Annotated in this window: 17 protein-coding genes and 1 pseudogene; 15 read left to right on the top strand and 3 right to left on the bottom strand. The window is 71.4% G+C overall.

The window, feature by feature from the left end; translation table 11 throughout:
- The first annotated feature begins 3 nt into the window (after positions 1–3).
- The 9 genes and pseudogenes from ACH4SI_RS11780 to ACH4SI_RS11740 all read left to right on the top strand — a co-directional run.
- The gene (locus tag ACH4SI_RS11780; RefSeq protein WP_398295394.1) at positions 4–2,475 is read left to right on the top strand and encodes a DNA polymerase III subunit gamma and tau; all 2,472 of its coding nucleotides are present in this window, start codon (positions 4–6) and stop codon (positions 2,473–2,475) included.
- A 121-nt stretch (positions 2,476–2,596) separates the two neighbouring features.
- Positions 2,597–2,932 (top strand): YbaB/EbfC family nucleoid-associated protein, encoded by a 336-nt coding sequence (locus tag ACH4SI_RS11775; protein WP_009716707.1) that lies wholly within the window; start codon positions 2,597–2,599, stop codon positions 2,930–2,932.
- A 311-nt stretch (positions 2,933–3,243) separates the two neighbouring features.
- Complete coding sequence (recR, locus tag ACH4SI_RS11770) at positions 3,244–3,843, top strand: recombination mediator RecR (RefSeq protein ID WP_009716708.1); 600 nt, start codon at positions 3,244–3,246, stop codon at positions 3,841–3,843.
- Positions 3,836–4,501, top strand: coding sequence for a DUF5063 domain-containing protein (locus ACH4SI_RS11765; RefSeq protein ID WP_398295391.1), 666 nt, complete (start codon positions 3,836–3,838; stop codon positions 4,499–4,501). Before recR ends, ACH4SI_RS11765 begins: the two co-directional genes overlap by 8 nt.
- Before the next feature lie 306 nt (positions 4,502–4,807).
- The gene (locus ACH4SI_RS11760) at positions 4,808–6,088 is read left to right on the top strand and encodes an aspartate kinase (protein WP_398295389.1); all 1,281 of its coding nucleotides are present in this window, start codon (positions 4,808–4,810) and stop codon (positions 6,086–6,088) included.
- Complete coding sequence (locus tag ACH4SI_RS11755) at positions 6,085–7,161, top strand: aspartate-semialdehyde dehydrogenase (RefSeq protein ID WP_398295386.1); 1,077 nt, start codon at positions 6,085–6,087, stop codon at positions 7,159–7,161. Before ACH4SI_RS11760 ends, ACH4SI_RS11755 begins: the two co-directional genes overlap by 4 nt.
- A 393-nt stretch (positions 7,162–7,554) precedes the next feature.
- Positions 7,555–8,130, top strand: a complete 576-nt coding sequence (locus ACH4SI_RS11750; RefSeq protein WP_398295384.1) for a SigE family RNA polymerase sigma factor — start codon at positions 7,555–7,557, stop codon at positions 8,128–8,130.
- Complete coding sequence (locus ACH4SI_RS11745) at positions 8,127–9,308, top strand: hypothetical protein (RefSeq protein WP_398295382.1); 1,182 nt, start codon at positions 8,127–8,129, stop codon at positions 9,306–9,308. Before ACH4SI_RS11750 ends, ACH4SI_RS11745 begins: the two co-directional genes overlap by 4 nt.
- Positions 9,309–9,462: 154 nt before the next feature.
- Positions 9,463–10,347 (top strand): annotated as a pseudogene (locus ACH4SI_RS11740) (SURF1 family protein); the annotation flags it as partial.
- Here ACH4SI_RS11740 and ACH4SI_RS11735 read toward each other — a convergent pair.
- A complete protein-coding gene (locus tag ACH4SI_RS11735; protein ID WP_398296048.1) occupies positions 10,229–12,106 on the bottom strand; it encodes a S9 family peptidase in 1,878 nt (625 codons plus the stop codon). The pseudogene ACH4SI_RS11740 and the gene ACH4SI_RS11735 overlap by 119 nt on opposite strands.
- Positions 12,107–12,234: 128 nt before the next feature.
- On the opposite strand from ACH4SI_RS11735, the gene ACH4SI_RS11730 reads away from it, so the two are divergent.
- Complete coding sequence (locus ACH4SI_RS11730; protein ID WP_398295379.1) at positions 12,235–12,618, top strand: nuclear transport factor 2 family protein; 384 nt, start codon at positions 12,235–12,237, stop codon at positions 12,616–12,618.
- 157 nt (positions 12,619–12,775) lie between these two features.
- Here ACH4SI_RS11730 and ACH4SI_RS11725 read toward each other — a convergent pair whose 3' ends face one another.
- The gene (locus ACH4SI_RS11725) at positions 12,776–14,059 is read right to left on the bottom strand and encodes a cytochrome P450 (RefSeq protein ID WP_398295377.1); all 1,284 of its coding nucleotides are present in this window, start codon (positions 14,057–14,059) and stop codon (positions 12,776–12,778) included.
- A gap of 303 nt (positions 14,060–14,362) precedes the next feature.
- Between ACH4SI_RS11725 and ACH4SI_RS11720 the strand changes: the two genes are divergently transcribed.
- Positions 14,363–15,151, top strand: coding sequence for a VOC family protein (locus tag ACH4SI_RS11720; RefSeq protein ID WP_398296047.1), 789 nt, complete (start codon positions 14,363–14,365; stop codon positions 15,149–15,151).
- A gap of 87 nt (positions 15,152–15,238) precedes the next feature.
- Positions 15,239–15,625, top strand: coding sequence for a VOC family protein (locus ACH4SI_RS11715; protein ID WP_398295375.1), 387 nt, complete (start codon positions 15,239–15,241; stop codon positions 15,623–15,625).
- Between the two features lie 103 nt (positions 15,626–15,728).
- On the opposite strand, the gene ACH4SI_RS11710 is transcribed toward ACH4SI_RS11715, so the two are convergent.
- A complete protein-coding gene (locus tag ACH4SI_RS11710; RefSeq protein ID WP_398295373.1) occupies positions 15,729–16,133 on the bottom strand; it encodes a hypothetical protein in 405 nt (134 codons plus the stop codon).
- A gap of 175 nt (positions 16,134–16,308) precedes the next feature.
- Between ACH4SI_RS11710 and ACH4SI_RS11705 the strand changes: the two genes are divergently transcribed.
- From ACH4SI_RS11705 to ACH4SI_RS11695, 3 genes are read left to right on the top strand one after another with little or no spacing between them, the layout of a single operon-like run.
- Entirely contained in the window at positions 16,309–16,794 is a 486-nt protein-coding gene (locus tag ACH4SI_RS11705; protein WP_398296046.1) for a cation:proton antiporter regulatory subunit, read from the top strand.
- A 7-nt stretch (positions 16,795–16,801) separates the two neighbouring features.
- Positions 16,802–18,028: a cation:proton antiporter gene (locus ACH4SI_RS11700; protein WP_398295371.1), complete on the top strand. Its 1,227-nt coding sequence runs from the start codon at positions 16,802–16,804 to the stop codon at positions 18,026–18,028.
- 33 nt (positions 18,029–18,061) lie between these two features.
- The gene (locus ACH4SI_RS11695) at positions 18,062–19,543 is read left to right on the top strand and encodes a membrane-associated oxidoreductase (RefSeq protein ID WP_398295369.1); all 1,482 of its coding nucleotides are present in this window, start codon (positions 18,062–18,064) and stop codon (positions 19,541–19,543) included.
- Positions 19,544–19,558 lie beyond the last annotated feature (15 nt).

The following is a 19,558-nucleotide window of genomic DNA, read 5'->3' as shown; positions in this document are numbered from 1 at the left end:
AGCGTGTCGTCCCTCGCGCTGTACCGCCGCTACCGCCCCGAGACCTTCGCGGAGGTCATCGGGCAGGAGCATGTCACCGATCCGCTGCAGCAGGCGCTGCGCAACAACCGGGTCAACCACGCGTATCTGTTCAGTGGTCCGCGCGGCTGTGGCAAGACGACCAGCGCGCGCATCCTGGCCCGCTGTCTGAACTGTGAGAAGGGCCCCACCCCGGCGCCGTGCGGGGAGTGCCAGTCCTGCCAGGACCTCGCGCGGAACGGGCCCGGGTCGATCGATGTGATCGAGATCGACGCCGCCTCGCACGGTGGTGTGGACGACGCGCGGGAGCTGAGGGAGAAGGCGTTCTTCGGGCCCGCGTCGAGCCGTTACAAGATCTACATCATCGACGAGGCCCACATGGTCACCTCGGCGGGGTTCAACGCCCTGCTGAAGGTGGTCGAGGAGCCGCCGGAGCATCTGAAGTTCATCTTCGCGACCACCGAGCCGGAGAAGGTCATCGGCACCATCCGGTCGCGTACGCACCACTATCCGTTCCGGCTGGTGCCCCCGGGGACGCTCCGCGACTATCTGGGCGAGGTCTGCGGGCGCGAGGACATTCCGGTCGAGGACGGGGTGCTGCCGCTGGTGGTGCGGGCGGGCGCCGGGTCCGTCCGGGACTCGATGTCGGTCATGGACCAGCTGCTCGCGGGCGCGAGCGAGGACGGCGTGACGTACGCCATGGCCACCTCGCTGCTCGGTTATACGGACGGCTCGCTGCTCGACGCGATCGTGGACGCGTTCGCGGCGACCGACGGGGCGGCGGCCTTCGAGGTCGTGAACCATGTGATCGAGGGCGGCAACGACCCCCGGCGCTTCGTCGCCGACCTGCTGGAGCGGCTGCGCGACCTGGTGATCCTCGCCGCCGTGCCGGACGCGGCGGAGAAGGGGCTCATCGACGCGCCGGCCGATGTGATCGAGCGGATGCAGGCGCAGGCGTCGGTCTTCGGCGCGGCCGAGCTGAGCCGGGCGGCCGATCTCGTCAACGAGGGGCTGACGGAGATGCGCGGCGCCACCTCGCCGCGGCTCCAGCTGGAGCTGATCTGCGCGCGGGTCCTGCTGCCCGCCGCATTCGACGACGAGCGGTCGGTGCAGTCGCGGCTGGAGCGGCTGGAGCGGGGTGCCCTGGCGGGCGGCCTGGGCGGTGGCGTCGGTGGTGGCGGTGGCGTCGCCGGTGGGCCCGGGCCCGCTGTGGGGTACGTACCGGGGCCCGAGGCCCACGTCCCGGCCGGGCCGTCCGGCCCGGCGGCCGCCCGCGCGGCGATGGCCGGCGGTCGTGGGCCGGGTGGTGCGGGTGAGGGTGCGCCGGGGGCCCCCGCGCAGCCTGGCGGACAGGGGCAGGGTCAGGAAGAAGCGGCAGGTGGGCCGCCTGCTGGTGGCGGTGGGGGGCCGGCGCCTGGGTACGACGCCTCGGGAGCGGCCGATACGCAGCCCGCGGCGGATGGCGGTGCGGACAGCGGTAGTGGGGACAGTGGTGCGCGGCGGCCCGGTGCCTGGCCCTCGGCGGGCGGAGGCGGAGGCGGCGGTGCGGCCGGGCAGGCGCAGCGGCCCGGTGCTTGGCCCGCGAGCGCGCAGGCAGGCGCGGGTGGCGGTGGCCAGCAGCCCGGCGGTTCGCCCGCGGCGGGCGGCGGGCAGCGGCCGGGGGCCTGGCCCACGAGCGCACAGCCCGGGTCGGGAGCTTCCACGCCCGCGGCTGGTGCGGGGCCGGCAGCCGGGGCTGGGCCGGAAGGGCAGGGGCGTCCTGCCGGTGGGGCCGGGCAGCCTCAGCCGACTCCGGGCATGGCGCAGGGCGCCATGCAGGTGCGGCAGATGTGGCCGGACATTCTGGAGGCGGTCAAGAACCGCCGTCGCTTCACCTGGATCCTGCTGAGCCAGAACGCCACGGTCTCCGGCTTCGACGGCACGACCCTCCAGATCGGGTTCCCCAACGCGGGTGCCCGCGACAGCTTCGCCAACGGCGGCAGTGAGGACGTCCTCCGGCAGGCCCTCAACGACGCGATCGGCGTGCAGTGGCGCATCGAGGCGATCGTCGATCCCTCCGGCGGGCAGGGCGGGTCCGGCGGGTCCGGCGGGCCCGGGGCGGGACCGACCGGCGGCTTCGGCGGAGGCGGAGGCGGCGGAAGCGCAGGCGGAGGATTTGGCGCAGGCGGCGGCTTCGGCGGGGGCGGCGGTCAGCCCGCCCCGCCCCGGCCGCCCGCCCCCGCGCCCCCGGCCGCCCCCGCACCGGCGGCCCCGGCCCCGGCGCCCGCCGCCCCCGCCGACGCGGGGCCGCCTCCCGAGGCGTCCGCGTACCGGGAGCCCGAGCCTCCGCCCATCTCGCCGGAGGACGACATGCCGGCCGAGGACGACCCGGACCTGGACGAGACCGCGCTGAGCGGGCATGACCTGATCGTGCGCGAGCTGGGCGCCACGGTGATCGAGGAAATCGCGAACGAGTAGGCCGCTCGACCCGGATCCCGGGTGCGGTCGTCTCCTCCGTACGGCGTAGGGCAAGGCGCGGTGGGAGCACGTAGGCTCGGGCTATCGAAGAGAACCGCAGTCGACAGCCAGGAGCGAACGCGTGATTCCCGGTGGTGGCCAGCCTGACATGCAGCAGTTGCTGCAGCAGGCGCAGAAGATGCAGCAGGACCTCGCCGCGGCCCAGGAGGAGCTGGCCCGTACCCCTGTCGAGGGGTCCTCGGGCGGTGGGCTGGTGAAGGCGACCGTGACCGGTGCCGGTGAGCTGCAGGGTCTGGTGATCGACCCGAAGGCGGTGGATCCGGAGGACACCGAGACCCTCGCGGACCTCGTCGTCGCGGCCGTCCGCGACGCGAACCACGTGGCGCAGGAGCTGCAGCAGACGAAGCTCGGCCCGCTGGCGCAGGGGCTGGGTGGGATGCCGGGTCTGCCTTTCTGAGGCCGAAGGCATGAGACTGAAGGCCCGGGAGTGGAGGGCCCGGGGCCAAAAGGTCCGGGGCTCAAGGGCCCGCGGCCAAAAGGTCCGGGCTCAAGGGTCCGAGGCCCGGAGGTCCGGGGCCGGAAGGCCCGCGGCTGAGGGCTGAAGAGCCGGAGGGCTGGACCGAGGGCCCGTATACGGTCCGTCGCCTTGGGCCGTGCGGCGGGGCCGGACGGACCGTTCGACGGGCCCTGTGGCCGGTTTCGACCGGCGCAACTGAATATTCATATGAAGTACAGCCACCGCGCGGCGGCGCGAGATTGGATGCAGGCGTGTACGAGGGCGTGGTCCAGGACCTCATCGACGAGTTGGGCAGGCTGCCCGGCGTCGGTCCCAAGAGCGCGCAGCGGATCGCCTTTCACATCCTCCAGTCCGAGCCCACCGACGTCCGACGCCTCGCTCACGCGCTGACCGAGGTCAAGGAGAAGGTGCGGTTCTGCGCGGTGTGCGGGAACGTCGCCGAGGCCGAGCAGTGCCGGGTCTGCCAGGACCCGCGCCGCGACCCCGCGGTCATCTGCGTGGTCGAGGAGCCGAAGGACGTTGTCGCGATCGAGCGGACCCGCGAGTTCCGGGGCCGCTATCACGTGCTCGGCGGGGCGATCAGCCCCATCGAGGGCGTGGGTCCGGACGATCTGCGGATCAGGGAGCTGCTCGCCCGGCTCGCGGACGGAACGGTCACCGAGCTGATCCTGGCCACCGATCCGAATCTGGAGGGTGAAGCCACCGCCACGTACCTCGCGCGCATGATCAAGCCCATGGGCCTGAAGGTCACGCGCTTGGCCAGTGGTCTTCCCGTCGGGGGAGACCTGGAGTACGCCGACGAGGTCACGCTGGGTCGTGCCTTCGAAGGGAGAAGACTTCTCGATGTCTGACGCAACGTTGCACGACGCCCACCCGGACCCGGACGACTTCGCGGTCCAGATCGCCGATCAGATCGAGAGTTTCATCGTCGCGGTCACCGAGGTCGCCAAGGGAGACGAACCGGCCAGCGCCGTGCCGTTCCTGCTGCTCGAGCTCTCCCAGCTGATCCTCGCCGGCGGGCGGCTCGGCGCGCACGAGGACTTCGTACCGGACGAGCGGTACGAGCCGGACACCGGCCCGGAGCCGGACGTGGACGAACTGCGGGAGCGGTTCGCCCGGCTGCTGGAGCCGGTGGACGTCTACTCGGAGGTGTTCGACCCGTACGTACCGCGCAGTGAGCCCGTCCCCTGCCGCATCTCCGACGATCTCGCGCTGATCATCACGGATCTGCGGCACGGCATGGCGCACTACCGCGAGGGCCGGATCAACGAGGCGCTGTGGTGGTGGCAGTTCTCGTACCTCTCCAACTGGGGTACGACCGCCTCCGCCGCCCTGCGCGCGCTCCAGTCGCTCGTCGCGCACGTACGGCTGGACAGCCCGCTGGACGAGCTGAACGGGCTGGACACGGACAGTAGCGAGGGCGGCGACGAGGCGCTGGCGGAGGAGGCCGGCCGGGTCATGGCGGCGGAGATCGCGGAGCCGCTGGGGCTGCGGTCCCTGCGCCCCTAGGGGCGCCCCCGGGAGCCCGCGCGGGCGCCGGTGCGGCCTCCGCGCGCCCTGTGAGCTGGGTTACGTTCCCGTGTGCTTCGCCGGGAAGCGGGCAGGGTTCGTCGCTGAACGAGTGGTACGGGATGCCGGGAGTATCCGCGGTACGGGGACGTTGTGCCGCATGATCCCCCTGGTCCGCCCAGGTCCGTCTGGTCCGGCCTGGTCGGGTGGTGAGGCGTGTGTCTCGCTATCTGATATCAGGAGGGCACTTTCCGGCCGCTCGCTAAACTGAGCCGACCGCATTATTGAGATCTGCGAGGAGCGCACGTGGGCCTTGTCGTGCAGAAGTACGGAGGCTCCTCCGTTGCCGATGCCGAGGGCATCAAGCGGGTCGCCAAGCGAATCGTCGAAGCCAAGAAGAACGGCCACCAGGTGGTCGTCGTGGTTTCCGCGATGGGCGACACGACGGACGAGCTGATCGATCTCGCCGAGCAGGTATCCCCGATTCCTACTGGGCGCGAGTTCGACATGCTGCTGACCGCGGGAGAGCGAATCTCCATGGCGTTGCTGGCCATGGCGATCAAAGACCTCGGTCACGAGGCGCTGTCGTTCACCGGCAGCCAGGCGGGAGTCATCACCGACGCGGTCCACAACAAAGCGCGGATCATCGATGTCACGCCGGGGCGCATCCGCGACGCGCTCGAGCTGGGCGCGGTCGCGATCGTCGCGGGCTTCCAGGGGGTGTCCCAGGAGAGCAAGGACATCACCACCCTCGGCCGGGGCGGCTCGGACACCACCGCGGTGGCCCTGGCGGCGGCCCTGGATGCCGAGGTGTGCGAGATCTACACCGACGTGGACGGAGTGTTCACCTCCGACCCGCGCGTGGTGAAGAAGGCTCGCAAGATCAACGAAATCCCGTACGAGGACATGCTGGAGCTGGCGGCGAGCGGCTCCAAGGTGTTGCATCTGCGCTGCGTGGAGTACGCGCGCCGGTACAACATCCCCATCCACGTACGGTCGTCGTTCTCCGGCCATCAGGGCACCTGGGTGCGCAATCGGCAGGAAGCGGGAGAAGGAGAAGAAGGCATGGAGCAGGCGATCATCTCCGGGGTCGCACACGACACGTCCGAGGCCAAGGTCACGGTCGTCGGGGTGCCGGACAAGCCGGGTGAGGCCGCGGCCATCTTCCGCACGATCTCGGACGCCGAGATCAACATCGACATGGTGGTGCAGAACGTCTCCGCCGCGTCGACCGGGCTGACCGACATCTCCGTCACGCTGCCCAAGACGGACGGCCACCGGGCGATGGAGGCGCTGACCAAGGCGAAGCCGCAGATCGGCTTCGACTCGCTGCGCTACGACGACCAGATCGCCAAGATCTCGCTGATCGGCGCCGGGATGCGGACCAACCCGGGCGTGACCGCGACCTTCTTCGAGGCGCTGTCGAACGCCGGGGTCAACATCGAGCTGATCTCGACCTCCGAGATCCGCATCTCGGTCGTCACCCGCGCCGACGACGTGAAGGACGCGGTCCGCGCCGTTCACAGCGCGTTCGGGCTGGACAGCGACAGCGTCGAGGCGGTCGTGTACGGAGGGACCGGACGATGACCCGGGCCGGCGGCACCGGTGGCCGCAAGCCGACGCTCGCTGTCGTCGGTGCGACCGGCGCCGTCGGCACTGTCATGCTCTCGATCCTGTCCGAGCGGGCCGACGTCTGGGGCGAGATCAGGCTGATCGCCTCCCCGCGTTCGGCCGGGCGGAAGCTGACCGTCCGGGGCGAGCAGGTCGAGGTCGTCGCGCTGGCCGAGGACGCGTTCGAGGGCGTCGACGTCGCGATGTTCGACGTCCCCGACGAGGTCTCGGCCCAGTGGGCGCCGGTCGCGGCGAGCAAGGGTGCGGTCGTCGTGGACAACTCCGGCGCCTTCCGGATGGACCCGGACGTGCCGCTGGTGGTGCCCGAGGTGAACGCGCACGCGGCGCGCGTCCGGCCGCGCGGCATCATCGCCAACCCGAACTGCACCACGCTGTCGATGATCGTCGCGATGGGCGCGCTGCACGCCGAGTTCGGGCTGAGCGAGCTGATCGTCTCCTCGTACCAGGCGGTCTCCGGCGCGGGCAAGGAGGGCGTCGACGCCCTGCGCGAGCAGATCGCGCTGGTGGCCGGTACGGAGCTGGGCACGCACCCGGGCGACGTGAGGCGGGCGGTCGGCGAGACCGGGCCGTTCCCGGCGCCGATGGCGCTCAACGTGGTGCCGTTCGCGGGCTCGCTCAAGGAGGACGGCTGGTCCTCGGAGGAGCTGAAGGTACGGAACGAGTCCCGCAAGATCCTGGGGCTGCCGGGCCTGCGGGTCACCGCGACCTGTGTGCGCGTTCCCGTGATCACCACCCACTCGCTGGCCGTGCACGCGCGGTTCGAGAACGAGGTCACGGTGGAGGCGGCGCACGAGATCCTGGCCGGTGCGCCGGGTGTGGTGCTGTGCGACAACCCGGCGGAGGGCGAGTTCCCGACGCCCGCCGATGTCGTGGGCACCGATCCGACGTGGGTCGGCCGGGTGCGGCGCTCGCTGGACGACCCGAAGGCGCTCGAACTCTTCGTGTGCGGCGACAACCTCCGCAAGGGCGCGGCCCTCAACACCGCGCAGATCGCCGAGGTCGTCGCGGCGGAGCTGACCGCCGCGTAGCGCCCCCGCCCTCGCCCCGTCCCCGCACAGGGGCGCACAGCACAGGATGCGCGCCCTCGATAATGTGAATATCCTGTGATCTGGCTCATGGCCTGGACCAGTTGGTCCGGTCCGATGGCCCGTCCGACGAACCGCTCCCCGCTTGCTGCAACCGGCAGCGAGCGGGGAGCGTCTTTCTGGTCGCCCACCCGTGGGCGCTGTGAAAACTGGGCATTGGGGAGAGTTGGGGCGCATGGGGGGATCTGGTGCAGCGTCAAAAGCGGTGCCTCACGCGTACAACCCTTACAGGGGACAGCGTGTCCAACAGACGTGGCAGAGGTATTCGGCATCGCAACGGTTCCAGGGCGCGGCGGCACGGCAGTGCGGCCCCCGCGTCCGCGCACATCAGGCGGTATGCCGGTGATCGCGCCTTGGTCGACCGCCCGCCCTGCGCCCCTCACGACAGGGCGCGAGGACACTGACGACGCGATGGCAGCGGGGACCACAGTCGATCACCTCACCGAGACCTACCGCGCCCACTACCGGTCGCTGCTCGGGCTCGCCGCGCTCCTCCTCGACGACACCGCCTCCTGCGAGGACGTGGTGCAGGAGGCGTTCATCCGCGTGCACTCGGCGCGCCGAAGAGTCCGCGACCCGGAGAAGACCCTCGCCTATCTGCGGCAGACGGTCGTCAACCTCTCCCGCTCCGCCCTGCGCCGCCGCATCCTCGGGCTGAAGCTGCTCTCCAAGCCGATGCCGGACATGGCCAGTGCCGAGGAAGGCGCGTACGACCAGCTGGAGCGCGACCAATTGATCAAGGCGATGAAGGGGCTGCAGCGCCGCCAGCGCGAGGTCCTCGTGCTGCGCTACTTCGCCGACATGACCGAGGCCCAGGTGGCCGAGACGCTGGGCATATCGCTCGGCTCGGTCAAGGCGTACGGCTCGCGCGGCATCGCGGCGCTCCGCGTCGCCATGGAGGCTCCGGCATGAACCACGAGAACGACACGCCGGGCCCGGAGGACCCCGACCGCGGGGACGACCGGAAGGCCGACCGCGAGCCGCTGAACGCCGCTCCCGGCGAAGCGGATTCGGACGGCGCGGGTTCGGACGGCGCCGGCGACGCGGGTGACATACGCGGTGCGGGCGACGGCGACGTGGACGAGCAGGCGCTACGGCGGATGCTGCACCACGCGGTGGATGACCTGGAGCCGACCGCGCGCTCCCTGGAGCATCTGCGGCGCGCCGTGCCCGCCCGCCGGGCGCGGCGCCGCCAGGCCCTGGTCGGGGCCGTGGCGGCGGTGGTGCTGGGCGGCGCCGCGCTGCCCGCCCTGGTGCACGTCACGTCGGGCAGCAACGCCTCGGAGGACCGCCCGGCCAACGCGGCCAGCAGCCACCACACCCCCGAGGAGGGCGACCACAGCGAGCGCGGCGAGGGCAGCGGCGGCAAGGACCCCGACGGGCCCTCCGACAAGGCCCGGACGGATCACCGCGGCGACAAGGACAAGGACGGCAAGAGGGACAACGACAAGCCGTCCAAGGGCACCTCGGGCGGCGTCTCGGGCGGCACCGCCCCCGACCCCACCAGCACGCTGAACGCCACCTCGCCCACCTGCTCCCGCACCCAACTCGGCGGCAGCGGCGGCTCGGCCGGAGCGGCGGACGCCGAGGGCCGGATCTACGGCTCGTTCCGCGTCGTGAACAAATCCGGGCAGACGTGCATGGTCGAGGGCGACGGCACGTTCGGCGTGACCGCGCAGGGCGGAGCGGATCCCGCGAAGGTCTTCTTCGTCGATCACACGGCGGGTGACGCGGCCACCGGGCTGCCCGACCCGGCCACCGAACCGGGCACGCTGATCCTCCAGCCGGGCCAGGCGTACGAGGTCCGGTTCGCCTGGATACCGGCGTCGGGCGGCGGCACCAGCGGATGCTCCACCTCCGGCGGCACGCCCACCGCCAGCCCCTCCCCGGACGCCGCCGGCGGCCCGGCGGACCAGCCCGGCTCGGGTGACCCCAGCGGCTCCCCGGGCGGCGGCGGTGGCGAGCAGCCCGCCGCGAGTGTCCAGGTCGCCTATACGCCGGAGGCGGGCGAGCCCGCGGTCGGCAGCGTGACCCTGAGCGGCGCCTGCGCGGGGACGGTCTACGGCACCGGCCTGCTGGCACCCTCCTGAGCCGCCTCCCGAGCTTCCTCCCGGGCCGCCTCCCGAGCTTCCTCCCGGGCCGCATCCCGAGCCTCCTCCCGGGCCGCCTCTCCGGCGCCGTCCCGGCGGTGTGATGCCGGGGCCCGCCGCCGGGGGCCCGCCATGGGGCCCGTACCGTGGGGGTGTGTATCGGTTTCTGCTGACACCCCGCTGGTGGGTGATCAACGTGTTCACCGTGGTGGCGATCCCGTTCTGCCTCTTCATGGGCAGCTGGCAGCTCGGCCGCTTCGAGGCGCGCATCGACACGCACAAGCAGCAGCAGGACGAGGCGTCCGGCGCCGAGAAGGCCGCGGCGAAGCCGCTGCGCGACCTGCTGCCGGTCACCACGGAGACCTCCGGGCGGCGGGCGACCGCCACCGGCCGGTATGACACCGAACACCAACTCCTCGTTCCCGACCGGCGGCTCGGCGACCGAACCGGCTTCTATGTGCTGACGCTGCTGCGCACCGACGGGGGGAAGGCGCTGCCCGTCGTCCGCGGCTGGCTGCCCGGGGACGCCTCCTCCAAGGCCGACACCGCCAAGGTGCCCGCGCCGCCGTCCGGGCGGGTGACGGTCACCGGTGCGCTCCAGGCGACCGAGCACGAGGGCAGCGGCGGGGTGAGCGCGAGCGGCACCCTGCCGCGCGGTCAGCTGGGCATGATCAGCGACGCCTCGCTGGTCAACCTGGTGCCGTACACGGTGTACGACGCGTGGATCACCTCCTCCAAGGCGCCCGGGGCCCTGAAGCCGGTGCCCCCCGTCGTGGCGGCGGGCACCGGGCTGGACCTCAAGGCGTTCCAGAACCTCGGCTACACCGGTGAGTGGTTCGTCTTCGCGGGCTTCGTGGTCTTCATGTGGTTCCGGCTTTTCCGGCGCGAGGTCGAGGCCGCCCACGACCTCGCGCTGGGCATCACTCCGGACGGGCCTGCGGCTCCTCCGGCCGGGCCGCGGCCGGACCGCGCCCCGGGCCCGGAAGATTCGGGCCCGGAAGGTTCAGATGACGCTGGGCGAACTCGATCTCCAAGCGCAACTGCTTGATCCGCTCCTCGACCACGAGCGAGCCGTGCCCCGCGTCGTAGCGGTACACCTCGTGCGGGGCGCCGCGCTGCCGCAGCCGCTCCACATAGTTGTCGATCTGCCGTATCGGACAGCGCGGATCGTTCACCCCGGCCGAGATGTAGACCGGCGCCCGCACCTGATCCACGTAGGTCAGCGGGGAGGACGCCTCGAAGCGCTCCGGGACCTCCTCCGGGGTGCCCCCGAGGAGCGTGCGGTCCATCGCCTTCAGGGCCTCCATCTCGTCGTGGTAGGCCGTTACGTAGTCCGCGACCGGGACCGCGGCCAGGCCCAGCGCCCAGGCCCCGGGCTGGGTGCCCAGGCCCAGGAGCGTCAGATAGCCGCCCCAGGAGCCGCCGGACAGCACCAGCCGCTCGGGGTCGGCCAGCCCTGAGGCCACCGCCCACTCCCGGACCGCCGCGATGTCCTCCAGCTCGATCAGCCCGACCCGGTGCTTGAGCGCGTCCGTCCAGGCCCGTCCGTACCCGGTGGACCCGCGGTAGTTGACCCGGACGACGGCGAAACCGTGGTCGACCCAGGCCGCCGGGCCCCCCGCGAAGGAGTCGCTGTCGTGCCAGGTCGGCCCGCCGTGGATGTCGAAGACGGTGGGGAAGGGGCCCTCGCCCTCGGGCTTCTGCACCAGCGCGTGCACCCGCCCGCCCGGCCCGTCCACCCAGGCGTCGGTGACCGGCACCGATACGGGGGCCTTGAGCCCCGGCGGGTCGAGCACGGTCCGCCCGCTCGTCGACCGCACCTGCGGCGGCTGCTCGGCCGAGGACCACAGGAACTCGATCGTGCCGTCCGGCCGCGCGCCGGCGCCCGCGATCGACCCGGCCGGGGTCTCGACGCGGGTCAGCTCGCCGGAGGCCAGCTCATACCGCCACAGCTCGCCGCGCGCCTGGTGGTCGTGGGAAACCAGCAGCGCCGAGCCGTCCGGGAACCAGTCCGCGCCGACATCGCCCGGCAGGTCGATGGCCAGGGCCGTCTCCACCCCGGTCTGCGGATCCCACACCATCGGCTCCCACCGGCCCCGCCGCTGGTGCCCGACCAGCAGCCGGGTGTCCCCGGCGACCGGCGCGAAGCCCATGACGGACAGGCCCAGCTCCTCGGTGCCGCCCTTGGTGTCGTCCAGCTCCGCGACCGCCGTCCCGTCCAGCCGGACGACCCGGATCGCCGAGTGCATGGCGTCGCCGTGCTCGGTGTGCTCAAGGGCGATCAGCGTCCCGTCGTGCGACAGGTCGCCCACTCCGGCCGACTCCCGGTGCCGGTAGATCTCCCGGGGCTCGGCTCCCGGCGCCACCACATGGATCGTCGAACCCTCCTCGTCCGTGGACCGGCCGACGACCGCCGTGCCGTCCCGGCCGAGGACGAGACCCGCCGGATAGGAGGGTGCGAGACCGGGCGCCGCGGGCTCGTCCGCCCCCGTGCTCCCGCCTTCGCCGCTGTCGCCGCCCGTGCCGCCTTCGAAGGGCTGGCGCAGCCACACCCCGAACTCATCACCATCGGTGTCCGAGAACCACCAGATCCACTGGCCATCCGGGGTCAGCACCCCGTCCGTCGTCCCGTTCGGCCGGTCCGTCACCTGCCGTTGCGCGCCGGTCGCGCGATCCCATGCGTACAGCTCGTATGTGCCCGTGGCGTTCGAGACGAACAGCGACCGGTCCGGGGCGTCCTCCGCCCACTCCGGCAACCCCACTCGCGGTGCCCGAAACCGCTTCTCCCAGTCCGGCATGGACTCCGTGCTCTCAGTCATGACCCCATTCTGCGCCGCACCCCGACATCCGCGCTGGCGTCCCCTCGCGCCTGTGGATAACGTTCGCGGCGGGCATGGACGGACGGGCCGGAATGGAGGGGGCGACGATGGGCGACATAGCCGCGACTGTGGAGACATACTGGGCAACGGCCCAGGCCAGAGACTGGAGGGCGTTCGGCGCGACCCTTGCCGACGATGTCCGCTACGAGCTTCCACAGACCCGGGAGCGGGTGGTCGGCCGGGACGGCGTGGTCCGCTTCAACGCCGAGCAGCTCGGCGAGTGGAGCCTGGAGGTCGAGCGCGTGGTCGCCGACACCGCCCAGGCGGTCTCCTGGGTCCGGTTCAGCGACGAGGAGGACGAGGAGGAGGAGACGCAGGGCATCAGCTTCTTCACCTCCGGGCCGGACGGCAGGATCCAGACCATCACCGAATTCTGGCCCCGTGCGTACGAGCCGCCGGCCGGGCGTGATCAACCGACCGAGCGTTTCTGACGGTTCCCCACCCAGCGGTCCTCGATGCAGCAGTTCCCCACCCAGCAGTTCTCACCCGGCAGATCCCCATCTGACAGGCTTCCATCTCCCCGTATCACCCCGTGATTTCCCGCCCTTGCCCCCTTCTTCCCCTTCCCTGGTCCCCTCCGGCGCTCGCCTAGCGCAGCGTCACCGGCAGCGCGTCGACGCCGTAAACGATGGACAGCTTCCGGTACTTGAGCCGGTCGGCGTCGACGGCCAGCCGCATCTCCGGGAATCGCCTGACCAGCGCGGGGTAGGCCGCGCGGAGTTCCATCTTGGCCAGTTCGGCGCCGATGCAGCGGTGAATTCCGTGGCCGAAGGCCAGATGAGACGGTGTCTGCCGGTGCGGATCGACCCGCTCCATGTCCGGGCCCAGCTTTTCGTCGCGATTCGCGCCGCTCAGCGAGCACAGCACCAGATCACCGGCGGATATCTTCGTGCCCGCTATCTCCATGTCCTCGCGCGCGAACCGCGGGAACGCCACCTGGACGACGGAGAGATAGCGCAGCAGTTCGTCCACGAAGCTGTCGACGACCTCTTCCTGATCGCGAATCGCCGCGAACTGTTCGGGGGCCTGGAGCAGCACGAGCGTGCCCAGCGCCAGCATGCTCGCGGTGGTTTCCAGACCGCCCGTCAGCACGCCGTCGGCCAGCCCCGCCAGCTCCTGGTCGTCGATGTCGTCGCCGTGTTCCTTCACCAGCATCCCGAGCAGCCCGTCACCCGGTTCTTCCCGCTGCTTGCGGACGATTCCGTGCAGATATGTCAGCGAATCCGACATGGCGCCGAAGGACGCGTTCGCGCCGCTGCCCAGATCGAATCGTGCCGTGCTGTGCCGCTGGAAGTCCTCACGGTCCTCGTACGGAACGCCGAGCAGTTCGCAGATGACGAGGGCGGGAATGGGGAGCGCGAACATCTCCACCAGGTCGACCGGGCCCTCGGCCGACGCCGCGGCCATGTCGTCCAGGCGTTCCTCCACGATGGCGTGGATGCGCGGGGTGAGCCGGCTGAGCCGTCGCATGGTGAATTCGGGCGTCAGCAGCCGTCGCAGTCTCGTGTGCGTCGGTGGATCGCTGAAGCCGAGGCCGCCGGGATTCTGCTGTTGGGCGAGGCCGACGGTCTTCTCGGCGAGGTTGGTGAAGTCGGAGCTGAACCCCTTCGCCTTTCCGAGCACCGCCTTGGTCTCGTCATAACCGGTGACGAGCCAGCCGTTGATCCCGAAAGGGAGCCATATCTTGCTGATGGGTTCCTTTGCCCGGGTTTTGGAGAGATCGGCCACGGGGTCCAGCCCGTCGCGCTTCAGTGGTGCCAGCGTGGCATCCGGAAGAAACGACATCTTGGACAGATCGAACCCGTTCTTCTGAATCTTCGTGAAGTACTTGCGGCCCAGCCACGTGACGATGTTCGAGCGGAGATTCGACATGGGCGCAATACTGCCCTGCCGCGGAGGGTCGTCCGTCACACGTTGGCGGACGCGTCCCGGTGTGATGTACCACAGCCGCGCCGCGGCCGCCTGCCGGGTCGCTCGGTGATCAGTGCGGTGGCGCGGGCCGGAGGATCGGAGGAAAGTGAAGATATCGGGCATGACGCGCGAGCAATGAGGGCTGCGCGCGGATGCGCGCGGAATGGCCGTGCGTCGCGAGGGATGCGGAGTGAAGGGAGTGAGGTGAGCGGCTTGCGGGAGAGGTTCCGTGCTGTCCAGGGAGCACCCTGCTGGGTGAGCCTGATGGCAGCCGATCTGGACCGCGCGCACGCCTTCTACGGAAATCTCTTCGGCTGGACGTTCCGGCCCACGCGGTACGGGCACGGCCGCTACACCATCGCGTGCACCGACGATGGCGTACCGACGGTCGGCATCGGTGCGTCGGCGCCGTCGGCGGGGGTGACGCTTCCGGTCACCTGGACGACGTACTTCGCGGCGGACAGTGCGGACGAGGCGGCCTGGCGCGTCCAGGAGCGCGGGGGCACGGTCGCGGTCGGCCCGCTGGAATTCGGCAACGGCCGGGTGGCCTGGGCGGCCGATCCGGACGGCGCCGTCTTCGGCATCTGGGAGGGCGATCTCACCTCCGCCTGGTGGGGTGAGCGCAGGCCGGGTGCGCCCGTGTGGCTGGAATTGCGTACGCGTGACGCGTTCGACGCGGCGCTCTTCTACGGCCATGTCTTCGGCTGGGACGCCCAGGCGCGGGAGCGGTGCGACGTCCGCTTCGAGCATGACCGGGTGGTCCTGCACATCGACGGTAAGGCGGTGGCCGGGCTGCGCGGCGGCGCCCTGGAGGCCGCCCCCGATCCGACTGTGCGGCCCCGCTGGCATGCCTATTTCCGGGTCGCGGACGTCGACCAGGTCGCCGAACGCACCGTGGAGCTGGGCGGAAGCGTCATTTCCCCGCCGGCCGACACCCCCTACGGCCGGATCGCGGCACTCCGCGACGCCGAGGGCGGAATCTTCAGCGTGGCGGCGGTCCAGGCCGTCCGGGCTGTTCAGGGAGGCTCGACGGACGAGCGGGGCGGCGCCTAGGGTGGAGATACGGCACCGCGTGTCGGTCACCGGCCGGGTGAGGCATGGAGGTGCCCGTGAGATTGCCTTAATTGGAGGCATTCCACTGTGTCAGTCGAGTTGAACCACACGATCGTCCATTCCCTGGACAAGCGGGAATCCGCCGAATTCCTGGCCACTATTCTGGGCCTGGAGGTGGGGGACGAGTGGGGCCCGTTCATCCCGGTCTCCACCAGCAATGGGGTCACCCTGGACTTCGCCAGTATCCCCGCCGAGTCGATCACCATGCAGCATTACGCGTTCCTCATCTCCGACGAGGAGTTCGACGCGGCGTTCCAGCGGATACAGGAGCAGGGCATCACGTATTACGCCGATCCGCACGGTAAGCAGCCGGGCGAGATCAACCACCACTACGGCGGCCGCGGGCTGTACTTCATGGACCCGGCCGGTCATGGCATGGAGATCATCACCCGGCCTTACGGCAACGAGGAGTAGCCCTTACGAGGGCGGTCCGGTATGGCCGGGGCCCGCGCCCCGGCCATACCGGCACGATCGGGGCCGGTCCCGGGCCCGATCCGGGGCCGGTCCCGGTCCCCGCTCAGTGGTCGCGCGGCGTGATGCGCCGGTAGCCCGCCCGGGCGTTGACGACTCGGGCGCAGGCCGTCCCGACGACGGCCGCGCCGAGCAGGCACCCGAGCCAGGTGCCGTCGCGGCCGCCCGCCCAGGTCAGCTCCCCCGCGGGCGGGATGGCGAAGGCGTTGAGGAACAGCCAGCACAGCACCGCCGTCCCCGGCGCCGCCACGAAGCGCGCGCACAGCCCGAGCACGGCGGCGAACAGCGACAGCGCGATCAGGGCGAGCATCGGCCGACCGTGGCCGCCGAGGGAGTTGAGGACGGCCACCAGCAACAGGGCCCCGGCGAAGGCCGCGGCCCAGATGACCGGGGTGGCGACGGGCTCGGGAACGGGCCGCATGCCGACGCTGAGCTGCCGCCACTCGATCATGATCACCGTCTTTCTCGCGCGTCTCCCGGGCGTACGGACGCCCGAACGCGGATTGTTCCACCGGCCCTCGGATCACTATCCGCCATTACTTACTCTTTACCATTTGTTACGGTGGGCGGACGACACTACGACCCGCGTGACCAGCACGAAGTCGCGCACGAACGAGGGGATCGCTGTGGGTGTTCCGCGGTTGAGCAGCACGCCGTTGCCGGGCATCGGAGTCCGTTACGACCTGACGACGCGGGACCAGGGGCGGCTCTCGGTGGTCGCCCACCGCGACGGCGGACGGACGCTGAGCGCGTACCGCCGCGAGGACCCCGACGAGTGCGCCCTGTCCACCCGGCTCACCCCGGGCGAGGCGGAGGCGCTCATCAGCGCGCTGATGCCCGCGCACCACAGCCCCACGCTGCTCTCCACCACCGAGCTGGGGCTCGTCGCCGAGCGGATCGAGCTGTCCCCGTACTCGCACTGGAACGGGCGAGTGCTGGGCGAGACGCGGACCCGCACCGAGACCGGCACCTCCATCGTGGCCGTGCTGCGCCGGGCGGACGCCATCCCCTCCCCGGCCCCGGACTTCCGGCTGGCCGGAGGCGACATCCTGATCGTGATCGGCACGCGCGAGGGCGTGGAAGCCGCCGCGGCGATATTGGGGCGGGAGTGACAGACAGATGCACTCTTCTGCCGTCTTCCTGATCGAGTTCGGTGCGGTCATCCTCTGCCTCGGACTGCTGGGCCGACTCGCCGGACGCTTCCAGTTCTCGCCCATACCTCTCTATCTGCTCGCCGGGCTGGCCTTCGGCGAGGGCGGGCTGCTTCCGCTCGGGGCCAGTGAGGAGTTCGTCGCGATCGGCGCCGAAATCGGCGTCGTCCTGCTGCTGTTGATGCTGGGGCTGGAGTACACCGCCAGCGATCTGGTCAGCAACCTCAAGACCCAGTACCCGGCCGGGCTGGTCGACGCCACACTCAACGCCCTGCCCGGCGCCATCATGGCGCTGCTGCTGGGCTGGGGGCCGGTGGCCGCCGTGGTGCTGGCCGGGGTCACCTGGATCTCCTCGTCCGGCGTCATCGCCAAGGTCCTCAGAGACCTCGGCCGGCTCGGCAACCGCGAAACCCCGGTCATCCTGTCCATCCTGGTCCTCGAAGACCTGGCGATGGCCGTCTATCTGCCGATCGTCACCGCCCTGCTGGCCGGTGTCGGGCTGGCCGCGGGCAGCGTCACCCTCGCCATCGCGCTCGGCGTCGCGGGCCTGGTCCTCTTCGTCGCCGTCCGCTTCGGCCGCCACATCTCCCGCTTCGTCTCCAGCGACGACCCCGAGAAGCTGCTGCTGGTGGTGCTGGGCCTGACCCTGCTGGTCGCCGGCATAGCCCAGCAGCTCCAGGTCTCCGCCGCCGTGGGCGCGTTCCTGGTGGGCATCGCCCTCACCGGCTCGGTCGCCGAGGGCACCCACAACCTGCTCAGCCCGCTGCGCGACCTGTTCGCGGCCGTCTTCTTCGTCTTCTTCGGCCTGCACACCGACCCGGCCAGCATCCCGCCGGTCCTCCTGCCCGCCCTCGCGCTGGCCGTCGTCACCACCTGCACCAAGATCGCCACCGGCTACTGGGCCGCGCGGCGCGCCGGGATCTCCGTCAAGGGCCGCTGGCGCGCGGGCGGCACCCTGGTGGCGCGCGGCGAGTTCTCCATCGTCATCGCCGGTCTCGCCGTCACCGCGGGCATCGAACCGTCGCTGGGCCCCCTGGCCACGGCGTACGTCCTGATCCTGGTCATCGTCGGCCCCCTCACCGCCCGCTGGACCGAGCCCCTGGCGCGCCGTCTCATCCGCCCCAGGCCCGCCGCGGCCCCCGCGGCCGACACCGCCCCCACCGAGCCGAAGGCCCGCGAAACGCAACGCGGTTGACACCCCGAACCCCGCCACGACACGATCCCGCCGGTGGAGATCACGGACCTGACACCGGCGGAGCGGCGCGTCTGGCGGGCCTTCCCGCTCGATGAGGTCGTCGATTTCCGCGAAGGCGCCGGCGACGATGCCGACGACGATCCCGAAGTCGGCGGCTCCTGGGGCCCCGAGCGGACCATACGAGCCGAGGTGCTGCGCGCGCTGCTGCTCAGCGGCCCCACGCGCGACGGCGAGGTGGCGGGCCTGAAGCTGATCGGCGCGCGCATCACCGGGGAGCTGCGCCTGAAGTACGGGGTGGTCGAGCACGCCGTACGGCTGCGGTCCTGCCACTTCGAGCGGACCCCGCAGCTGTACGGGGCCCGGCTGCGCGTCCTGGTGCTCAGCGACTCCACCCTTCCCGAGCTCACGGCCGGGGCCCTGCACACCGAGGGTGTCCTGCGGATGAGCAGGTGTCGCACGACGGGCCCGGTGCGGCTCGCGGGGGCGCAGATCGCCGGAGGGCTCTTCCTCGACGGGGCGCGCCTGGGCACTCCGGACACCCGCGGCGAACAGCCGATCCTCCAGCTCAACCACGCCGCCATCGGCGCCGACGTCCAGGCCAAGGGCCTCGTCGCCCACGGGCAGATACGGCTCAACGAGGCCACCGTCACCGGCCAGGTGAACCTCGACGACAGCGAACTCCACGTCCCCGGCGGCACCGCCCTGCATGCCGAGAACCTGTCCGTCGGCAACGATCTGCACGCCATGCGGCTACGCGCCCATGGATGCCTCAACGTCAGCGGGGCCCGGGTGCCCCGCCACCTCAACCTCGCCTACGCCCGGCTGTCCCACCCCGGCGGCCAGGCCCTGCGCGCCAGCAGCTGCGCCATCGGCGAGCTGTGGTTCCGCGAGGCCGCCCCCATCGAGGGCGATGTGAACCTGCGCCGCTCCCAGATCGACCTGCTGCACATCCGCCCCGAGGTCTGGCCCGACCGCGTACGGATCGACGGCCTCGGCTACCGCAGCCTCGCCCCGCACCTCCCCGCCGAAGAGCGGCTGCCGCTTCTGGAACGTGAGAAGGAGGGCTATCTCCCCGCCTCCTACGAGCAGTTGACCACGGCCTACCGTGCCGCGGGCGACGAGGCCGCCGCCCGCACCGTCCAGCTCGCCAAACTCCGCCGTCACCGCCGCACCCTCCCGCGCTACGCCCGCGCGTGGGGCCACCTCCAGGACGTCACCGTCGGCTACGGCTTCCGCCCCCTGCGCGCCGCGGGCTGGCTCTTCGCCCTGCTCCTCACCGGCACCCTGGCCTTCGCCCTGCACCACCCGCGGCCCCTGAAATCCGGCGAGGCCCCCGACTTCAACCCGGTCTTCTACACCCTCGACCTGCTCCTCCCCATCATCGGCTTCGGGCAGGAGGACGCCTTCGCCCCGCACGGCGGGTACCAGTGGTTCTCGTACCTCTTGATCGTCACCGGCTGGATTCTGGCCACCACCACGGCGGCGGGCGTCAGCCGCTCCCTGAGCCGCCAGTAGGAGCCGAGCCTGCGA

The organism is Streptomyces sp. NPDC021212, from assembly GCF_044332925.1.
Classification (GTDB): Bacteria; Actinomycetota; Actinomycetes; order Streptomycetales; family Streptomycetaceae; genus Streptomyces.
The sequence above is the reverse complement of the archived record's forward strand: the minus strand, read 5'-3'. Positions and strand labels throughout refer to the sequence as shown.